This window comes from Mesorhizobium sp. P2_H9, from assembly GCF_056403215.1.
In genome coordinates, this window is the sequence record NZ_JBFUFX010000001.1 from 1 (window position 1) to 16790 (window position 16790).

At 60.5% G+C, this 16790-nt stretch carries 20 protein-coding genes and 2 tRNA genes; 13 read left to right on the top strand and 9 right to left on the bottom strand.

The window, feature by feature from the left end:
• Nucleotides 1-786 precede the first annotated feature (786 nt).
• Complete coding sequence (locus tag AC1DXN_RS00005; protein ID WP_477272397.1) at nt 787-1008, top strand: DUF768 domain-containing protein; 222 nt, start codon at nt 787-789, stop codon at nt 1006-1008.
• A gap of 240 nt (nt 1009-1248) precedes the next feature.
• Nucleotides 1249-1542: a hypothetical protein gene (locus tag AC1DXN_RS00010; protein ID WP_477272395.1), complete on the top strand. Its 294-nt coding sequence runs from the start codon at nt 1249-1251 to the stop codon at nt 1540-1542.
• A gap of 314 nt (nt 1543-1856) precedes the next feature.
• On the opposite strand, the gene AC1DXN_RS00015 is transcribed toward AC1DXN_RS00010, so the two are convergent.
• Together AC1DXN_RS00015 and AC1DXN_RS00020 are read right to left on the bottom strand one after the other, a co-directional pair.
• Nucleotides 1857-2039 carry a hypothetical protein gene (locus AC1DXN_RS00015; RefSeq protein WP_477272393.1) on the bottom strand — a complete coding sequence of 61 codons (183 nt, stop codon included), beginning with the start codon at nt 2037-2039 and terminating at the stop codon, nt 1857-1859.
• 128 nt (nt 2040-2167) lie between these two features.
• Nucleotides 2168-2410: a hypothetical protein gene (locus AC1DXN_RS00020; protein WP_477272391.1), complete on the bottom strand. Its 243-nt coding sequence runs from the start codon at nt 2408-2410 to the stop codon at nt 2168-2170.
• Nucleotides 2411-3306: 896 nt separating this feature from the next.
• On the opposite strand from AC1DXN_RS00020, the gene AC1DXN_RS00025 reads away from it, so the two are divergent.
• The gene (locus AC1DXN_RS00025) at nt 3307-3450 is read left to right on the top strand and encodes a hypothetical protein (RefSeq protein WP_477272389.1); all 144 of its coding nucleotides are present in this window, start codon (nt 3307-3309) and stop codon (nt 3448-3450) included.
• 72 nt (nt 3451-3522) lie between these two features.
• On the opposite strand, the gene AC1DXN_RS00030 is transcribed toward AC1DXN_RS00025, so the two are convergent.
• The gene (locus AC1DXN_RS00030; RefSeq protein WP_477272387.1) at nt 3523-3687 is read right to left on the bottom strand and encodes a hypothetical protein; all 165 of its coding nucleotides are present in this window, start codon (nt 3685-3687) and stop codon (nt 3523-3525) included.
• Nucleotides 3688-4432: 745 nt separating this feature from the next.
• On the opposite strand from AC1DXN_RS00030, the gene AC1DXN_RS00035 reads away from it, so the two are divergent.
• Both AC1DXN_RS00035 and AC1DXN_RS00040 read left to right on the top strand, forming a co-directional pair.
• On the top strand, nt 4433-4723 hold the full coding sequence (locus AC1DXN_RS00035; protein ID WP_477272385.1) for a hypothetical protein: 291 nt from the start codon (nt 4433-4435) through the stop codon (nt 4721-4723).
• A gap of 34 nt (nt 4724-4757) precedes the next feature.
• Nucleotides 4758-4907, top strand: coding sequence for a hypothetical protein (locus AC1DXN_RS00040; protein ID WP_477272384.1), 150 nt, complete (start codon nt 4758-4760; stop codon nt 4905-4907).
• Nucleotides 4908-5022: 115 nt separating this feature from the next.
• Here the strand turns inward: AC1DXN_RS00040 and AC1DXN_RS00045 are convergent, their stop codons facing one another.
• Nucleotides 5023-5367 (bottom strand): hypothetical protein, encoded by a 345-nt coding sequence (locus AC1DXN_RS00045; protein WP_477272382.1) that lies wholly within the window; start codon nt 5365-5367, stop codon nt 5023-5025.
• A 220-nt stretch (nt 5368-5587) separates the two neighbouring features.
• On the opposite strand from AC1DXN_RS00045, the gene AC1DXN_RS00050 reads away from it, so the two are divergent.
• Nucleotides 5588-5755 (top strand): hypothetical protein, encoded by a 168-nt coding sequence (locus tag AC1DXN_RS00050; protein WP_477272380.1) that lies wholly within the window; start codon nt 5588-5590, stop codon nt 5753-5755.
• A gap of 126 nt (nt 5756-5881) precedes the next feature.
• On the opposite strand, the gene AC1DXN_RS00055 is transcribed toward AC1DXN_RS00050, so the two are convergent.
• Together AC1DXN_RS00055 and AC1DXN_RS00060 are read right to left on the bottom strand one after the other, a co-directional pair.
• Nucleotides 5882-5958, bottom strand: a tRNA-Arg gene (locus tag AC1DXN_RS00055).
• 64 nt (nt 5959-6022) lie between these two features.
• A complete protein-coding gene (locus tag AC1DXN_RS00060) occupies nt 6023-6328 on the bottom strand; it encodes an ETC complex I subunit (protein ID WP_477248127.1) in 306 nt (101 codons plus the stop codon).
• A 151-nt stretch (nt 6329-6479) separates the two neighbouring features.
• Between AC1DXN_RS00060 and AC1DXN_RS00065 the strand changes: the two genes are divergently transcribed.
• The 7 genes from AC1DXN_RS00065 to AC1DXN_RS00095 all read left to right on the top strand — a co-directional run bounded on the left by AC1DXN_RS00065 (nt 6480) and on the right by AC1DXN_RS00095 (nt 14172).
• The gene (locus tag AC1DXN_RS00065) at nt 6480-7685 is read left to right on the top strand and encodes a flavin-containing monooxygenase (RefSeq protein WP_477272447.1); all 1206 of its coding nucleotides are present in this window, start codon (nt 6480-6482) and stop codon (nt 7683-7685) included.
• Between the two features lie 161 nt (nt 7686-7846).
• Nucleotides 7847-9388 (top strand): M20/M25/M40 family metallo-hydrolase, encoded by a 1542-nt coding sequence (locus tag AC1DXN_RS00070; protein ID WP_477272378.1) that lies wholly within the window; start codon nt 7847-7849, stop codon nt 9386-9388.
• Between the two features lie 211 nt (nt 9389-9599).
• Nucleotides 9600-12215 (top strand): bifunctional diguanylate cyclase/phosphodiesterase, encoded by a 2616-nt coding sequence (locus tag AC1DXN_RS00075; RefSeq protein ID WP_477272445.1) that lies wholly within the window; start codon nt 9600-9602, stop codon nt 12213-12215.
• A 75-nt stretch (nt 12216-12290) separates the two neighbouring features.
• Nucleotides 12291-12367, top strand: a tRNA-Pro gene (locus tag AC1DXN_RS00080).
• Nucleotides 12368-12637: 270 nt separating this feature from the next.
• A complete protein-coding gene (locus tag AC1DXN_RS00085) occupies nt 12638-12952 on the top strand; it encodes a hypothetical protein (RefSeq protein ID WP_477248133.1) in 315 nt (104 codons plus the stop codon).
• Nucleotides 12953-13130: 178 nt separating this feature from the next.
• Nucleotides 13131-13397: a hypothetical protein gene (locus tag AC1DXN_RS00090; protein ID WP_477272376.1), complete on the top strand. Its 267-nt coding sequence runs from the start codon at nt 13131-13133 to the stop codon at nt 13395-13397.
• A 244-nt stretch (nt 13398-13641) separates the two neighbouring features.
• Complete coding sequence (locus tag AC1DXN_RS00095) at nt 13642-14172, top strand: hypothetical protein (RefSeq protein WP_477421426.1); 531 nt, start codon at nt 13642-13644, stop codon at nt 14170-14172.
• On the opposite strand, the gene hdaA is transcribed toward AC1DXN_RS00095, so the two are convergent.
• Genes hdaA through AC1DXN_RS00110 form a run of 3 tightly spaced genes read right to left on the bottom strand, consistent with a single transcriptional unit; the run spans nt 14169 to nt 16604 of the window.
• Nucleotides 14169-14870 (bottom strand): DnaA regulatory inactivator HdaA, encoded by a 702-nt coding sequence (gene hdaA / locus AC1DXN_RS00100; protein WP_477248141.1) that lies wholly within the window; start codon nt 14868-14870, stop codon nt 14169-14171. The genes AC1DXN_RS00095 and hdaA overlap by 4 nt on opposite strands.
• Before the next feature lie 5 nt (nt 14871-14875).
• Nucleotides 14876-16075, bottom strand: a complete 1200-nt coding sequence (locus tag AC1DXN_RS00105) for an AI-2E family transporter (RefSeq protein WP_477421427.1) — start codon at nt 16073-16075, stop codon at nt 14876-14878.
• Nucleotides 16047-16604 (bottom strand): CDP-alcohol phosphatidyltransferase family protein, encoded by a 558-nt coding sequence (locus tag AC1DXN_RS00110; protein ID WP_477272443.1) that lies wholly within the window; start codon nt 16602-16604, stop codon nt 16047-16049. Before AC1DXN_RS00110 ends, AC1DXN_RS00105 begins: the two co-directional genes overlap by 29 nt.
• Nucleotides 16605-16790 lie beyond the last annotated feature (186 nt).

Here is a 16790-nt window from a genome sequence, read left to right on the forward strand (position 1 = left end):
GCAAAGTGCCTCTAGGCGTCGGTGAGCCGCACGGGTCGGACCTCTTGTGTTGCCCCAATTGCGGCATTTCCGACACATACGAGAACGTCATGCTTGAACTCGACCGGCGCACTGCCGAAGCACTTTCCCGCGCGCTCTGCCGACCTGTCAGACAAGAGGCCAAGCAACCTGCTTTGAAGGTCTATCGTTTCGCCCTTCTCTCTCCGACAGCAGGATCCGAGTCGACAAGGAGCGCAACTATTGACGAGGGCATGAGAATGCGGGGCAGGCTTAGGAAGGTCGGTGGTCCCTTCCGCGCTTAAGGGACGGCGCCCAAGGGCATGAAGCGGCCGGCCACGCAATGGATCAAGCCGGGCCTCGTTGTCACTGTGAAGCACCTGCGCGGCGAGGAAGACTTGCGGCATGTCTCGCTGCAGGATTTCCGGGAAGGGGATTGACGTTTATTTGTGCTTCTCGACTAATGCTTTGCATGGGAGGGATAGCTGATCGATCATGCTTTGAAGATCACATTGGCCAATTGGTTTCCCCGGGCAAAGCCGTTTGTAGTCGTTTCTGCACTCTTTGCTTGAGAAGGTTTTAAAGGCTTTTGCCTCGGCCACGCTGCTCAAAAGCGTTCCTGAGCACGCTAACATCAAGCCTAGCCACAGATGCTTGCCCATAACCCTCTCCCTTGTTGCTCCAAAATATCGGCTCCACAATTAGGCTACGCTAATGGTAAGGGCTCTGCAATCCAGCGCCAGCCCAAGATGAGCGGAACCTAATTTACGGAACGCGCTTTATCTGCTCATGAGCACACGCGGAACCGACTTTGTGTACAAATGGATTTCCAGCAACGTCCCCGAAACGGTCGGCGCCGACATCATCTCTGTTGCCGAGCTGACCCAGAAGCTATTCGCCGACGCCAAGGCAATCGGTATCAGCAGCATGGAGATCGAGGAAGAAACCGGCAGCGTCTACGAGGCAATCCTGGACGCGATCGTGCACCACGACGCCGGTATGGCAGATTGAATTCTGAAGGGAGAGCACCCCTTTGCCCCGCGAGCGAACCTTCCGTCTACAGATCATGCTCAATGCCGAGGAACTCGCGGTCCTGGACGCCTGGCGCTTTGAGAAAAGAATGCCAAGCCGATCAGACGCAGTTCGGGAGTTGTTTCGCCAAGGCCTAGCCGCGAGCGGAGATGATGTAGAAGCAGGCGCCCGTTCGGTCGACTACGGGGTTCTCAGTCCGCCAGGCGACTAAAAGGCGAGGTGGCGGGCTTCGCTGGGTCGCGCTATATCGGCCATATGGCGGGCAAAGGCTGGACGTTCCAAAGTCTGATCGATGAGAAGATGACGGTGACGGCGCACTGCCATCATGCGCCGTGCAACCATAGCCAAAAGCTCGACCTGGTGAAGCTCCGCGACCGCTTCGGCCCAGATGCGCCAGCGATGGCCGATGACCTCACGCCGAAGCTGAAATGCGCCAAGTGCGACGGCAAGAGAGTCGGGCTGATCTATACGCCAGACATCACTCCGAACGCCTACCGGAAGGCAACGGAATGACCGACAAGCCGGCCAATTACAATCGGGCAAGGATGCGTCGTTCATCCGGTGGAATGGTGGGACAGGGTCTGTGCAGCGCACTAGCGATAGCTAATATAGGTACGAACGGTTGATGGACGTTTCACGAACGAAAGGCCGCCAGCCTAGCTTGAAAGTGCCATGGGGTTAATTGCACGATTGCTAATATGCTCATAATTTAGGCAGCGCGGGGAGCGTCAAACCCCTCCCGCAATGGCCGGTGTGGCCGCCGCCCCAAACTCGCCCCAACCGCACCGGCCATTCCCCTATGGCTGGGTATTGTTGGCGCTGTCTGGCTATCCCGCCAAACTGAAGACAACCTTGCCGTCACCGTTCCGAATTTCCATCGCCACGATACCATCAACCTCCTTGCGAGAAGGATAGGTGGCGAGTGCGTGGTCCCGAGCAGCTTTTTCGGCTTCGAAGGGCGTCTTCTCAAAGATGCCCTGCCTCCCATACCAGATCACCGTGTAGGCCACCGTGGGGGTTCTCCCTTCGGAGGTGCTTCAAGCAACTCAACGGGCGCGTCAGCCCTTTGACGGCATCGTGCAGCGCCACCACGACCACGGCTAGGTGATCTTCTGGCTTGCCGTTGTCGTTGGCGAGATCAGCTGGAACTGGCAGCTTCATCGGCTGAGTATGCGCCCACTCTAGCATTCTGGCTACGTCGCACGATCCATTCCACCAAGTCAGGATCGACCGTCTCCGTCCCGGTGAAATCGCGGATCATTTGCGCCGCGTATTCGCGCCATTGATCCTCGGGGATACCATCTTCATAGACGGAATTTTTGAAGGCACTGCGCAGTACGTCGCGGTCGAAAGCTGATACCGAAACAGCCAGCTTATCCATGGTGAAACCTCCCATCCAAGGGCTGGGAACAAAATGGTGACTGGCAATAATAATTCCGTCCTGTGGCCGATTCAATATCGGGATCAACGCTGGGTCCACTCTGTTGCCAACGTGACCCATATTGGATCAGTTAGTTGGCATCGCAATTGCACAGAGCAGATATGTGTTGGGGGTGGGTGAGGGTCCGCCAATTCATCGCGAAGCGACAGAACGGGGTAAGGCAATGCGGATTCTGGTGGGGCCCTCCAAGCGGGAAGGCGTGTCTCGGATCATCTTCCAACGACCGTTGATCGCTGGCGATGTCAAATCTGGAACAGGCGGCCCGGTGATATCGATTGAAGCCGAGGGCATCTACTCGGACGATTCGAGGTACCGATACCTGATCGAATTTACGCGTAATGAACTTGAGGCACTTGTCGGCGCGCCGTAAGCAGTCCCGCCTGCTTCGGCAGCGCGGAAGCAGCGGCCCGGCACCTGGGGCGGGGTAGGCCAGCAAGTGCCGGGCCTAACCGGCAGGGGCATCAAGAGGGCGGCGCCGGCTGATGGGAGATATACGCGCCTGCTAATATAGGCGGAACACAACCAAATGAACGAAGGACGCAACTAAAGGGTGGAATAGGACAAGCGCGCGTTAAGCCCTTGGCATTTGACCGCGACCAGGAGCGCAGGAACCGCGACTGGAAACCGACTTGCGAAAGCACCAAGCCGGAGACTTAGGGCGGGCGGCCCAGCGGCTTGGTTGCTAGGGGGACTGGCAGCGGAAGGCCGCTGGGCCTGACCGGCAGCGGCCTTGAGAACGGGCGCGTCCGGCTGGCTAAAATATATACCTTTGCTGAAAAATTGGGGCTTATCAGTACGAACGATGGAAGCAGCAAAAGCCTGCCACGATCTACATCGTGAGCGTGTTCGACAAGCCGTATTGGCCCACCATCCTGACGACCAAAGACAAGGCCGGAGCCGAGGCGCTTGAACAGGCGATGATTCAGGACGGTGTGAGGGCGCAGATCGAGGAAATCACGCCGAAGCCGAAGAAGCGCTGACGGACAGCTACCCAAGGGTGATGATGTCGTTGACAAACCCAAAGTCATAATCAGCCACAGGCCGGCACTGATCTAGATCTTAGAAACAGCCGCAACGTGAGGGAGCATCCAAGCCGTCTCTTGGGCGAGGAGCTTCAAAAGCCGGGCGCGATTGATCGGGTCTATTTCCGTTTCAAGCTTCTTCTCAAAGTGCTTGATATTCTCTAGGTGAATGAAATCAGCTTCGCTGATTGGCATAGCGCGCTCCTTTCTTGGGAGGGCCACTTTAGGTAAGGCAGGCTGACGGCCGCCCAGCCGCCAACCCCGTCGCCGGCTCCCCCAGAAACTGGGGGTTAGCGCCAAGCTAGAGACTAGCACATCTCAAAACGAACAGGCTGTTTATATTTCCGCCGGGTGCAATGTCGTGGGTGCTGTCCGCATGGCGCCGAGCTAACCGCGCGGTCTGCCTTTCGGCCCTGGCGAACTTTCGGCCGGGTTTTCAGACAATTTGGCGGATCGCCGGTCTTTCAGCCAAAGAGTCTTCTTTTTCATTGCCAGTAGCTCAGCTCGAGCACCGTCATCAGCGGTCGCTTGGCCACGCTTCGCCGCAATCACATAGTCGGCTCTATTCGTTCGATAGTCTTCCTTTTGCACCGCCACCGTTGCTCCTCCCGCCGCGCGGCCTCCCCTCCATGGCCTGACGTTGCACTAACTGCCTGTGCACGGCGAGAGTCTAGCAATTGGGGATTGTATTAAAATGATACAGGCGTCAGACGCGCCTACTTGGAAGGCGGAGGCGACTTCCGCAACCTGACGCCAGCGCCGCCGCCGCTCTCTTGGAATGAACTCGACGCCGACGATGATTCAGGACGGCGTAAAGGCGCAGATCGAGGAGATCACGCCGAAAAAGAAGCTCTAATGATCAAGCGGACGTCACCGGGGAAGCGTGTCATTGAGAACCCGAATCGCTATGATCAGTGTAGAGTCGAACGGGGGGAGAAACATGCTTGATACACTCATTCCGGTGATCGTAGGTGGTGTTATCGGCATCCTGGGCGGTTTGGTCGGCCCCCCTTTGTCTTATTGGCTGAGCGAACGATCGGAAAAGAAGAAACAGAAGGTCGAAAAATTCGAAGAGCTCATGGATGCGATTTACGCGTACGAACACTGGCTCGATCTCGTGAAGAATATCCGAGTGTTTGGGCACGAGGACACGCATCCGCCTTCGCCATTGTCGAAAGTCCGAGCCATTTCGTCCATATATTTTTCCCCAGTTCGATCAGTCCTTGAATGAACTCGAGGTTGCAGCAAGAACATATGAGGGTTGGATGTTTAAGGCCGCCGAAAAGCGCGCGGCTGGCAAAGTCGACACCCTTGGGGACGGTATCGTGGACGTGTTCAAGCCGTTCTATCAGACGTTGAAGGTAGTCCTTAAGCAACTTGAGGACTATGCTGCCCGCGAATTCCGCTACGAATAAGGCTAACGACAGCCTAGCCGGCGATTGCCATCCCTGCCGAAAACGCACGCTAGCGGGGCTTGGGGATCAAGATGCAAGTTTGCACTTTGATCGGACCTGCGGTCGCCGCCGTGAGCTAGGCGCTGACCCTGTAAGCTATGTACCCTAGAAGAATAATCACGATCATCAGCAGCCGGTTCGTCCACTTCTGCGAATCCTGGCCTTCCATCAACGTGATCGTATTGGTCAGTGCATGAGCGGCGTCCTGCCTGCCATGTGCTATCAGCCGGTCACGCGTCTCTTCGTCAAGGCTATAGGACGTCAGCGCGTCAGAAAAATAGCCGAGGTCCTCGTGAAGGATATTCCGGGCGATCATGTTGTTGCGCTCTGCTCGGGTAATGTGCCCGGAAAGCGACTTGTGGGTCTCGAAGCCCATTCTTAGCGCTTCGACGGCCGATTGCTTTTTTGGAAGTTCGGACAACTCTTCCTCCCGCGCCAAGGCCGCGCTTTGACGATTCCTGAGATTGGGAACATCGTAGGCGCACCGGTCGACAGTTGGAAGCTGCCGACCGGCACTTGCCACCGGAAGCCTTGCGAACCCAATTGAAGCCCGCTGCCTCAAGGTGGCGGGCATTTTAACGGCGCTAAAATGGGAACAAAGAGAGCGGCGATCCAGTTGGAGAGAAGGGAGGAAACTGGATATGCAAAACAAAACCAAAGATCCGCCACCCAAGCAGCCCGATCCGCAGAAGACACCTGTCCGTCATCCCGACAAGGAAGCATCGCCTGAGCCTAAACATGTCGATCCGCCACCGCGAGATGTGCGAGAGGCACCGTCACCAAATCCAAACGGCGGTAAGAAGTCATGATCGCCCGCTGCCTCACGGTGGCGGGCTTTTCTTTGAAGTCTACTGACACGGTGCTGACACGACCGCAAAAGCCATCTTATGCGACGTTCGCCCGAAGCTAATAATGTAGCAAAATCAATGTTTTATTGGCGATCCCGACAGGATTCGAACCTGTGACCATCGGCTTAGAAGGCCGGTGCTCTATCCAGCTGAGCTACGGGACCACTGGGGCCGGCCCAGGGACCGGCTGATCTTTCCATTGGCGCTGGCGCTGCCCGGCGATGCCGGTCAATGCGTCCAGGGCGTCCTGCGGTCATAGCGGAAATTCTCCGCATAGGAAATCTGGCGGCGCTTGGTTTCCTTCGGCTCCTCGACGCGGAAGGCCAGCCCTTCCTTCTCGGCATAGGCCACCGCTTCTTCCCTGGTGTCGAAGGTCAGCCTGATCTGGCTTCTCATATCGCCGGAGGTCGTATAGCCCATCAGCGGGTCGATCTTCTTGCGCGATTCCGGATCGAATTCCAGCACCCAGTGGCCGGTCTTGGCCTTGCCGGACTGCATCGCGGTTTTGGCTGGGCTGAAAATGCGCGCTGACATGGGCACCTCGTTGCTGGGTCAAGGCGGCTGCGCCGCCTTGTTTCCGTCAATACTGTGCAATGGTCCCGGCGGCAAGGCTTTGCAACGGCGGCGCATCCCGCGCCTCCGCCAAGCGGCATCGGCCAGATACACTGGCGTGCCAATCAGGGCTATGCTGACGACGGTGACAGATACAGGCTTGGAATCAGGGATCTTGCACGTTCCTACCGGCCAGCAAGCGATTTTCGACGGCACGATCGTCATCGGCGCCGGCGGCGCCGGGCTGGCCGCTGCCCAAGCGTTAATCAAGGCCGGTGTGCCGACGGTGGTGCTGGAAAAGGAAACACGGCTGGCCGAGCCGTGGCACCGGCGGCACGAACATCTGCACCTGAACACGCATCGCGATCTCTCGGCGCTGCCCGGCGTCGCCTTTCCTGCCGACACCCCCGCCTTCCCGCACCGGACCGCCGTCATTCGCCATCTGAACGCGTTCAGCGCAATGCACCGGCTGCCGGTCGAGTTCGGCGTCGCGGTCGAGGAGGTCGTCTTCGACGGCGACCACTGGCTGGTGCGAACCAGTGGCGGGTCGCGACTGGCACGCCACGTGGTGATCGCCACCGGGCGCGACCGGCAGCCGTTCATCCCGGCCTGGAAAGGCATGAGGGATTTTGCCGGACGGATCATCCATTCGGCCGATTTCGGCGCGGCCGAGAACTATGCCGGCAGACAGGTGCTGGTGGTCGGCGCCGGAAACTCCGGCTTCGACGCGCTCAATCACCTGGCGGGTGCCAACACCGCAAAGATCTGGCTGTCGGCGCGACACGGCCCCGCGCTCTTGCCTAAGCGCATCGGCCGGATCGCCGTCCACCGGTTCTCGCCGTTGCTGGCGCGCTTCCCGCTCAGGCTCGCCGATGCGGTGATTGCGGCGACGCAGCGGCTGGTCTTCGGCGATCTCAGGAAATTCGGCATGCCACCAGCACTTTCGGGCGGGGCGAGCCGCCTCACCTCGCACTACACCGCGATCGCCTCCGACGACGGCGCCGTCGACGCCATCAAGACCGGCAAGATCATCGTCGTGCCACAAATTCGGGAATTCACCCACGACGGTGTCGTTCTCGACAACGGCATGCTGATCCAACCCGATATCGTTATCGCCGCGACCGGCTACCGCACCGGGCTCGAGACCATGGTCGGCAAGCTCGGCGTGCTCGATGGCAAGGGCGTGCCGCTGTTCAACGGCGCCGACAGCGACCCGAAGCTGCCCGGCCTGTGGTTTACCGGCATGCGGCCGAGCATTCGCGGCTGTTTTGCCAACGCCGTGATCCAGGCGAAGGCGATCGCCGACCGGATCGGGCGCCTTGAACTTTTGCGGCTTTGACTTCAAACTTCGCGAAAAGCCATTCAGGCTGGAGACGCAGCATCGACCAGGCCCGACGACTATCCAGCCACGCAAGGGACTGGGCCACAACACTGACCCTGCAGCAGAGCGTCACCGGAACGCCCGGCGAGGCCGCGTTCGGACCTTGGCTTGCTGAGAGATTGCGCATCGATCCGGTCTTTGACGGCGCCGAGATCTGGACCATCCCTGTGGCCGACGGCGATCCGCGGCAATGCGTGGCGATGTTGATGCGCGGCAGCGGCCGCGGCACCGTCATTCTCACCGGCCACTATGACACCGTGTCGATCGACGACTATGGCGATCTGCGGCCGGTGGCGACCGATCCCAAGCGGCTGTTGGACGGCCTGCGGCAAAGACTGGCCGAGCGCGCCGATACGCCGGCAGCCTTGCGGGCCAAGGCCGACTTTTCGACGCAGGATTTCCTGCCGGGGCGCGGCCTGCTCGACATGAAGGCCGGTCTTGCCGCCGGGCTGGCGGCGAGTGCGGCGTTCTGCGAAGCCGTCACCAAGACCGGCAACGTCCTTTTCCTTGCCGTCCCGGATGAAGAGAACAATTCGGCCGGCGCGCGGCGTGCGGCACAGGAACTGCCGCGGATCGCCGGGGAACGCGACCTCGATTTCGTCGCCGCGATCAATCTCGATGCCATCGCCGATGACGGCGACGGCAGCCAGGGCCGCATCATCGCGCTCGGCACCGTCGGCAAGGTGCTGACGACGGCTTGCGTCGTCGGCATTCCGACCCATAGCGGCTTTCCGCTGAACGGCGTCAACGCGGCAACGCTGGCCGCGGCAATCGCGGCGCGCGTCGAATGGGCCTCGGAATTGACCGATGCGCAAGCCTCCCTGCCGGGCACGCCGCCAAGCATGCTCAGCATGCGCGACGGCAAGTCCGGCTATGACGTGACGACGCCGGCGACGGCGTTCGTTACCTTCAACGTGCTGAATTACCGCCGCACGCCGGCCGACGTGCTGGAGCGTTTCGACCGGCTCTGCCGAGAGGCAGCATCATCCCATCTCGACCAGTTGCGCCAGCGGATCGCCCAGTCCGGCCATGCCGGTGCCGCCAACGCGCTGGGTACGGCGATCCCGATCCATCGCTACGAACAGGTGGAAGCGGAGGCGGTGAGGGTCAATCCCGGCAACCGGGGAGAATTGCAGGCGACCGGCGTTGCGCTCGCCGCTGGCGGACTGTCGCTGCCCGAACAATGCCTAGTGATGACCGAGCAGGCGTGGCGCCTCAGCCAGCTGCCCGGCCCAGCTGTCGTCACCGGGTTCGGCTCAGTCCCCTATTTGCCGACCCACCTGTCCGACAGTCCGGCCGCTGCAAGGCTGCGCGCCATTGCGTTGAAGATCGCCTCCACTGCTGAGGCCCGCTACGGCGTCGCGATCGGTTGCACAGACTATTTTGCCGGCATCTCCGACATGAGCTTCCTTGGCGAGGCGGACGAACGCGATATCGACGTTGTTGCCCGCAACACGCCGATGTGGCGGGCCGGCGTGCGTTGGCCAGACAAGAACGGGGTCGGCAACATTCCAACAATCAACGCAGGGCCATGGGGACGCGACTATCACACGCGGCTTGAACGGCTGCATGTCGGCTATGCGTTCGAAGTGCTGCCGCACTTGATCGGCGATCTTGTCGAAGCTCTGCTTGGGTCGGATGCGATATCGCCGATCCTTTAAGGACCAGGTACCGGCAATCAGGCTCAAACCCCCGCGGATTCATGCAAAACATCGATAATTGCATGTTTGCGCCGCAGGTCTCGAAATTTTCCAGGCGCTATGGCAAGTCAAAGTTAAGTAGTTCGGGCTAACGTGACTGCGGCCCTGTTCGGGCCTGGAGGCAAAACAGGTCGACGCGCAATTGACTGCTTTCAACACCAGCTTCGGCCGCATTCGTCAGGCCGTGTTTTCACCGGCCAACATTCCGGCGGTGATTGCTGTTGTGGTCATCGCGATCTGCGCCGCGTTTGCCGACCATCAAAATCGAGTAGTCGCAGAGCAGGCGGCGCGGGCTGATGTGCTGGCGCGGGTCAACCTTGTGCGAACCAAGCTCGAAGGCAATATCAGTGGCAGCCTGCACCTGGTCAGGGGCCTGGTCGCGACGATTGTGACCGAACCCTATATGGGCCAGCAGCGTTTCGCCCAGCTGGCCAGCAATGTGCTCAGCGAGGACACGTTGTTGCGCAACATCGCCGCCGCGCCGGATCTCGTGGTTTCCCTGATGTACCCGATGGCCGGCAACGAAAAGGCCATAGGTCTCGACTACCGCACCGATCCAAAGCAGCGCGAAGCCGCGCTCAGGGCGCGCGATGAGAAAACGCTGATCCTGGCCGGCCCGGTCGACCTCAAGCAGGGCGGCAAGGGCTTCATCGGGCGCTTTCCCGTCTTCGTCAAAGGGGCCGCCAACAGCGACCGTTTCTGGGGTATCGTTTCGGCGGTCATCGATGTCGACCGGCTTTACGAAGCCAGCGGCCTGCTCGACCCCGATCTCGGCCTCGACATCACCCTCACCGGCAAGGATGCGACCGGCGTTGCCGGCGCGCGCTTCTTCGGCGACGACAGCGTCGGCCAGGACAATCCGGTGACGGCCGACGTCATGCTTCCCTCCGGATCCTGGCAAATCGCGGCGATCCCCAAGGGCGGCTGGACGTCGATGGATGCCGAGGTCTGGTGGCTGCGCGCGGTGATGGGAGCGGCCGCAGCAGCGATGGTGATACCGATCCTTGTAGCAGGCCGGCTGGTCGGCGAGCGGCAGCGCAATTACTCCGAACTGCGGCGCCTGTCGCGACGCCTGGAACTGGCGATGGAAGCGTCTGCGATCGGCGTCTGGGAGCACGATATCGCCAGCGGCTCGTTGGTGTGGGACGACCGGGTCAACGAGATCTACGGCAAGGAACCAGACGGCAAGCCGCGCGGCTATGAGGACTGGGCCGGCGCCATCCATCCGCTCGATCTGCCCCGGGCCTTGGAAGATTTCGATCGCTCGGCCTCCACCAAAGGACCTTACTCGTCGGATTACCGGATCGTTCTTCCCAATGGCGAAATCCGCTATCTGCGCACCAGGGCAGCATTCTTCCAGGACGGCAACGACACGCCAAAGATGATCGGCGCCGAGTGGGACGTAACTGCCGATGTGCTGTTGAACCAAGACCTGGAACGGGCTCGGCAACTGGCGGAGACGCGCAACTCCGAGCTCGAACTCGCCAAGTCGCGCATCGAGCACAATGCGATGCACGATTCGCTGACCGGCCTGCCGAATCGGCGATTTCTGGACGAGATGCTGGAGAGCTTCTCCCGCAAGCCGGGTGATGGCCGTATCGCGCTGCTGCACATCGACCTCGACCGCTTCAAGCAGATCAACGACACGCTTGGCCATGCAGCCGGCGACGCGATGCTGATCCATGCCGCCGAAGTGCTGAGCGCCAATGTTCGCGATCATGATTTTGTCGCCCGCATCGGCGGCGACGAGTTCGTCGTGGTCAGCTGGAATTGCGACGACAAGGAACTCGCCCAGCTCGCCGAGCGGATCATCGCCGAGATGCGCCAGCCGGTCTACTATCAGGGGCACCAATGCCGCTTCGGCGTCAGCGTCGGCATTGCCACCGACGACGGCCCAAACCTCGTCGGCAAGGACCTGCTGGTCAATGCCGACATCGCGCTCTACCGGGCCAAGAGCAATGGCCGCAACCGCTATGAATTCTTCTCCAATGCCCTGCAAGAGAAGATCGTCAACACAAAGCGGGTTGCCGACGAGATTCTGGGCGGCCTCGAACGCCAGGAATTCGTCGCCTATTACCAGCTTCAGTTCGACGCAAGGACACTCGAGATCGCAGGCGTCGAGGCGCTGGCGCGCTGGAAACATCCGACAATGGGAATTCTGCCCCCGGACCACTTCCTGAGCATCGCCGAGGAACTGAACGTCGTCTCGACGATTGACAAGGTGGTGCTCGAGCAGGCGCTGGCCAGCTTCGACGAGTGGGCGATTGAGGGACTCCAGATCCCCCGTGTATCGGTCAACGTGTCGGCACGGCGGCTCCAGGACAAGGAACTGATCAAGAGCCTGCGCGACCTCAACATCAGGGCCGGAACCGTCTCCTTCGAACTCGTCGAATCGATCTTCCTCGATGAGAGTGACGATCTCGTGACCTGGAACATCGAGCAGATCAAGCATCTCGGCATCGACATCGAGATTGACGATTTCGGTACCGGCTATGCCTCCATAGTCAGCCTGCTCAAGCTGCGGCCACGGCGCCTGAAGATCGACCGCCAGCTGATCAGCCCGATTGTCGAATCCGAACAGCAAAGGCAGCTTGTCGCATCGATCATCGAGATCGGCAGGTCGCTTGGCATCGAGGTTGTCGCGGAAGGCGTCGAAACCATGGAGCATGTCCGTATCCTGCAGACGCTCGGCTGCGACATGCTGCAAGGCTACGCTTTCGGCGCCGCAATGGATTTGAAGACGCTCAAGGGATTTGTCCGGTCACGGCGATGGCGCGCGGCTGGCTAAAGCGCGTCGCGTTCGTTGCCGTTCGCGGTTTAGGGGTTGCACAGCCGCGCCCGGAACCTTATACGCCGCAAAGCTCGGAGTGTAGCGCAGCCTGGTAGCGCATCTGGTTTGGGACCAGAGGGTCGGGAGTTCGAATCTCTCCACTCCGACCATTCTTTCTCTCAGTGATAAAAAGACCCATCGTGGCCGATAGCGCCATAGCGTTCGCCGTACGGGGCGCGGCCAGGAAAACCAACCCATTGGCTGACGCAAACGGCCGCCCGAAGGAGCGCGCCGGCATGGCGCATGGCAGTGCCGGTTTGCGGCTCTATGCGCGCCAGGAATGCGAACTTCACCAGGTCTTCGCCGGCTGAACTGCCGATTTGGTTTGGAACGCGAATTCATTCCGCGAGTTGTGTGTTGTTGGATCCAAGGAGTTAACAATGAAGAACCTGATACTCGCTTCCATGATCGCGTTTGCCGGATCGGCCGCTGTCCTGGCACCGACGCAAGCTGCCAGTGTGATCATCCAATCCGACGACGGCGATCAATATTTTCCCGACAATGGTGAAATACAAATTCGCCGTCATCACAATCGCCACATCGATTACAACGACAACAATGACAATTACGGCGACGACCAGAACAATGACTGGCAGTGGCAGCGCCAGCACAGGCATCACCGGTGCCATATTGAGCTGATCAAGCACTGGCGCCATCATCACAGAGTGATCGAGGAGGTCAGGGTCTGCAATTGACCTGATCATTCGAGATTTGCTCCGGCCGGGCTTCGCTGGCCGGAGTGCTGCCTTGCGGCTGCGATTGAGCTTGGGCAAGCGAATGGCTCCCCCGGACCGAGCGCACCTGCGGCACCGACAACCCCCTCGCTTCCATCGCTGTCGCCGGTCTAGACTTCGGCAAAGGAGGGGATTCTGGATGCTTGGTCTTGAAGCGTGGCTGTCGCTGATTGGCCCTGCCTACTTCTCTTATTACGGTTTCACGATTCCGGTCATGGTCGTCTGGGCAATTGTCTGCGCCGCCCTGTGGATGTGGAACAACCGGCCAAGCAAGAAGCAGGACGGCAGCGCCGCCCGGTCACGGTTCACCAACCTGATGTTTTTTGTCGTCGTCGCCGTCTGCTATGTGGCGGCGCATACGGCGGTTTATCTGGTGGTCCAGCATCTGGCCGGGCTGTGGGCGTGAAGGGAGCGCCCTTTTGCAGGACGCTCTGGCGACCACTCGATCTGAAGGCAAGCTCGCCGGGCGAGAACCCCAACAGCCTCATTCCCGACGAGCCTACTAACCTGATTTGGAACGCAATCAGGACCGGGGTTAGCCGGCAAGGCGATAGCAGCAAGATGGATGCCAGCAATTACATCCCAAAATGGGACAGTGGCCGTCAGATTTATCGCTCCAGCGTTCTAAAAGCCGAAGGTTGGACTTTGACGTGGTACTCAACTTAGTGTCATCTTCGAAAAACGGCTCGGGCGGCGATTTATGGCTGACAAGTAGAATGAGTGTTTCATATCCAGGTGAAGAGGCAACGGCCCAACAGGTACTTGGACTCGCCAGTGAATTTAGATGTGCAGCGATCCGTCTGCTGGAACATCGTCGCAAGGGCAATGCAATTTCCCTGGTTCCCTGTCGCTTCGCGGCTCTTCACGCAATCGAACTCTACCTGAATGCCCATCTACTTCTGAATGGTTCCGATCATAGGACGGTGCGTGGCCTGCATCATGATTTCGCCGCACGCACCGCTAAAGCGATCAGCTCGGGATTGGTCCTGCGAAAACGCACCGCACACCACCTTGCCCTGCTTACCGGCAACCGAGAATATTTAGTCACGCGATACGGTCCGGAAATGACCACCACTCTGTCGCAAATCAACAGGCTGATGGCGACATTGCAAGAAGTTGCCGCGAAAGTAGAACAGCCTACGCCTCTTGGCAGCGGCACACCAAAGCCTACGACAGCCTAAATCTCGAACTCGCCCTGCCCTTCGTCCATGGCGCTGACGGTCTCGGCGGCCAGCGCCCTGGTGATCGGCGTCTTGCGCTCGAGGGCCGTGCGGTCCAGCCGCTCCACCACGCGCATGGCAGTCGCCAACGAGCGCTCGATGCGGCGCACCAGATATTGCACGACATGCGGTTCGACCTCGACCTGGCGGTCGGCGAACAGTTTGGTGATGACGCCGGCCAGCAAGAGATCGTCGGGTTCGTGGATCTCGACCGTCGCCGCCGCCTTCAGCCGTGAGGCAAGGTCGGGCAGCGCAACGCCCCAGGCGGCGGGAAAGCGCCGTGCGGTCAACAAAAGCTGCGAGCCGGCGCCGCGCACCGCGTTGATCAAGTGGAACAATCCGGCTTCGTCGACCGGGCCGGCATCGACATCGTCGATCAGGGCCGGCCGCGCGCCAAGATTTGCCATGCAGTCGCCGATGCGCCGGGCGTCGACCCTCATCGCGCTGGCGCGGGCGCACCAGATCGAGGCCAGATGGGTCTTGCCGGAGCCCGCCGGGCCGGCCAGCACGACCACCGGCGAGGGCCAGTCCGGCCAGCGGTCGACCAGCACGACTGCTTGTTCATTGGTGCCGGAGACGACGAGATCGTCGCGCGAATAGCCGGTGCCATGGCCGAGATCGAGCGGCAGTTGACGCGGCGTTTCGGATTGGTCCGCCATCAGGCTCAACCGCGCGGCCCGCCCCTGCGGCGGCTGGCCGGCAGCGGCGGAACAGGCTCGGTGCCGTGGCCMTTGTAGAGCGGCGATTCGAGATAGCGGGCAATGGCAAAGCGCACCAGCACGGCAATGGCGGCAGCGGCCGGCACGGCGATCAAAAGGCCGACGAAGCCGAACAGCGCGCCGAAGGCAAACAGCGCAAACATCAGCCACACTGGATGCAGGCCGACGCTTTTGCCAACCAGCCGGGGTTGCAAAATGTTGCCCTCGATGAACTGGCCGACAAAGAACACGCAAGCGACCGCCACCACCATGGTCCAGTCGGGCCAGAACTGGACGAAGGCGACGCCGACCGCCAGCACCAGCCCGGTCAACGAGCCGACATAAGGAATGAAGGAGATCAGCCCGGCGAACAGGCCGATGAGGATGCCGAAATTGAGACCCGTCAGTGTCAGGCCGGTGCCATACATGGCGCCCAGCACCAGGCAGAGCGTGCCCTGGCCGCGCACGAAACCGGCGGTGGCGGTGTTGATGTCCTTGGCGATGCCCCTGACGGTCTCGACATAGTCGCGCGGCACCCAGCTGTCGACGATCGCCACCATGCGGTCCCAGTCGAGCAGCATGTAAAAGGCAACGACCGGAGTGACCACGAACAGGCTGACCACCGAGACAAGGGCCACGCCGGAGCTCCAGATCGAGGTGAACACGGTGGTGAGCAGGCCGAAGCCGGAGGTCAGCAGCGAGTTCAGCCCGTCGCGCAGGCCGTTGGCGTTGACGCCGAATTTCTGTTCGATCCATTTCGGATCGAAAGAGGTGATCAGGCTCTGCAGCCGGGTCAGATATTCCGGCAGCTTGTTGGCGAAATCGGCCATCTGCGTCGCCAGCACAGGGATCAGGATGACGAACGCCAGCACCAGGATGATGATAAAGGCGATGAGGATGACCACTGTCGCCATCAGCCTTGACAGGCCGAGCCGCTGCAGCCGGTCGGCCACGGGATCGAGGAAATAGGCCAGCACCATGCCGGCGACGAAGGGCAACAGGATGCTGGAGAAGACATAGAGGAACAGCGCCAGCAGGACGGCGCTGGCCAGCCAGAAGAAGATTTGACGCCGAAACGCCAGAGACGCAGCTTCGCTGGCCACAGCCGCTTCAGCAGCCGCTTCGATGGATCCTTGGTCAGGTGCTCGGGGTGGAGCCTTCGCCATAGCCGCTCATATGCCTCAGCCAAGCCACGAGATAGGCCGCGGCCGAAGCCACGGTCAAGACCCCGGACAGGATTATGAGCGCCGGCCTGAGCGGGTCGAGGTGGATGGCAAGCGCGAGCTCGCCCAGCACCACCGCCGCCAGCACGATCTGGATGGCGGTGTTGGCCTTCGACACGAAGAGCGGCTTCATCTCGACCGGGTGGGCCATGACGGTGGACAGAACGACGGCGCAGACGATCAGCCCGTCGCGCGACACCATGGTGACGACCAGCCACAGCGGCAGCTCGCCGATGAAGCCCATGACCACGAACACCGAGACCAGCAGGAGCTTGTCGGCCATCGGATCGAGATAGGCGCCAAGCCTGGAATGCTGGTTGAAACGGCGGGCGATGAAACCGTCGACGCCGTCGGAAATGCCGGCGACGAGGAAGCCGGCAAAGGCCCAGTCCCAGCGCATCTTCAACATGGCCAGCACCACCGCCGGCACCAGCACAAAGCGCATGATCGTAATCATGTTGGGGATGGTCAAACGCATGTCCCGTCGCTTTTGTTTTACTGATACATGATGGAGACGGAGGATGCGTGCAAGGACCAAGGGCGCAGGGGCCGCTGTCCACGATTTTATCGAGGGCAAAAGACCGGCATTTGGCCGTTATCCTTGCAGACCGAAACTGTTCATGCGAAGAGCCCGCAAGGGAAACAGCGACGAGCCGGA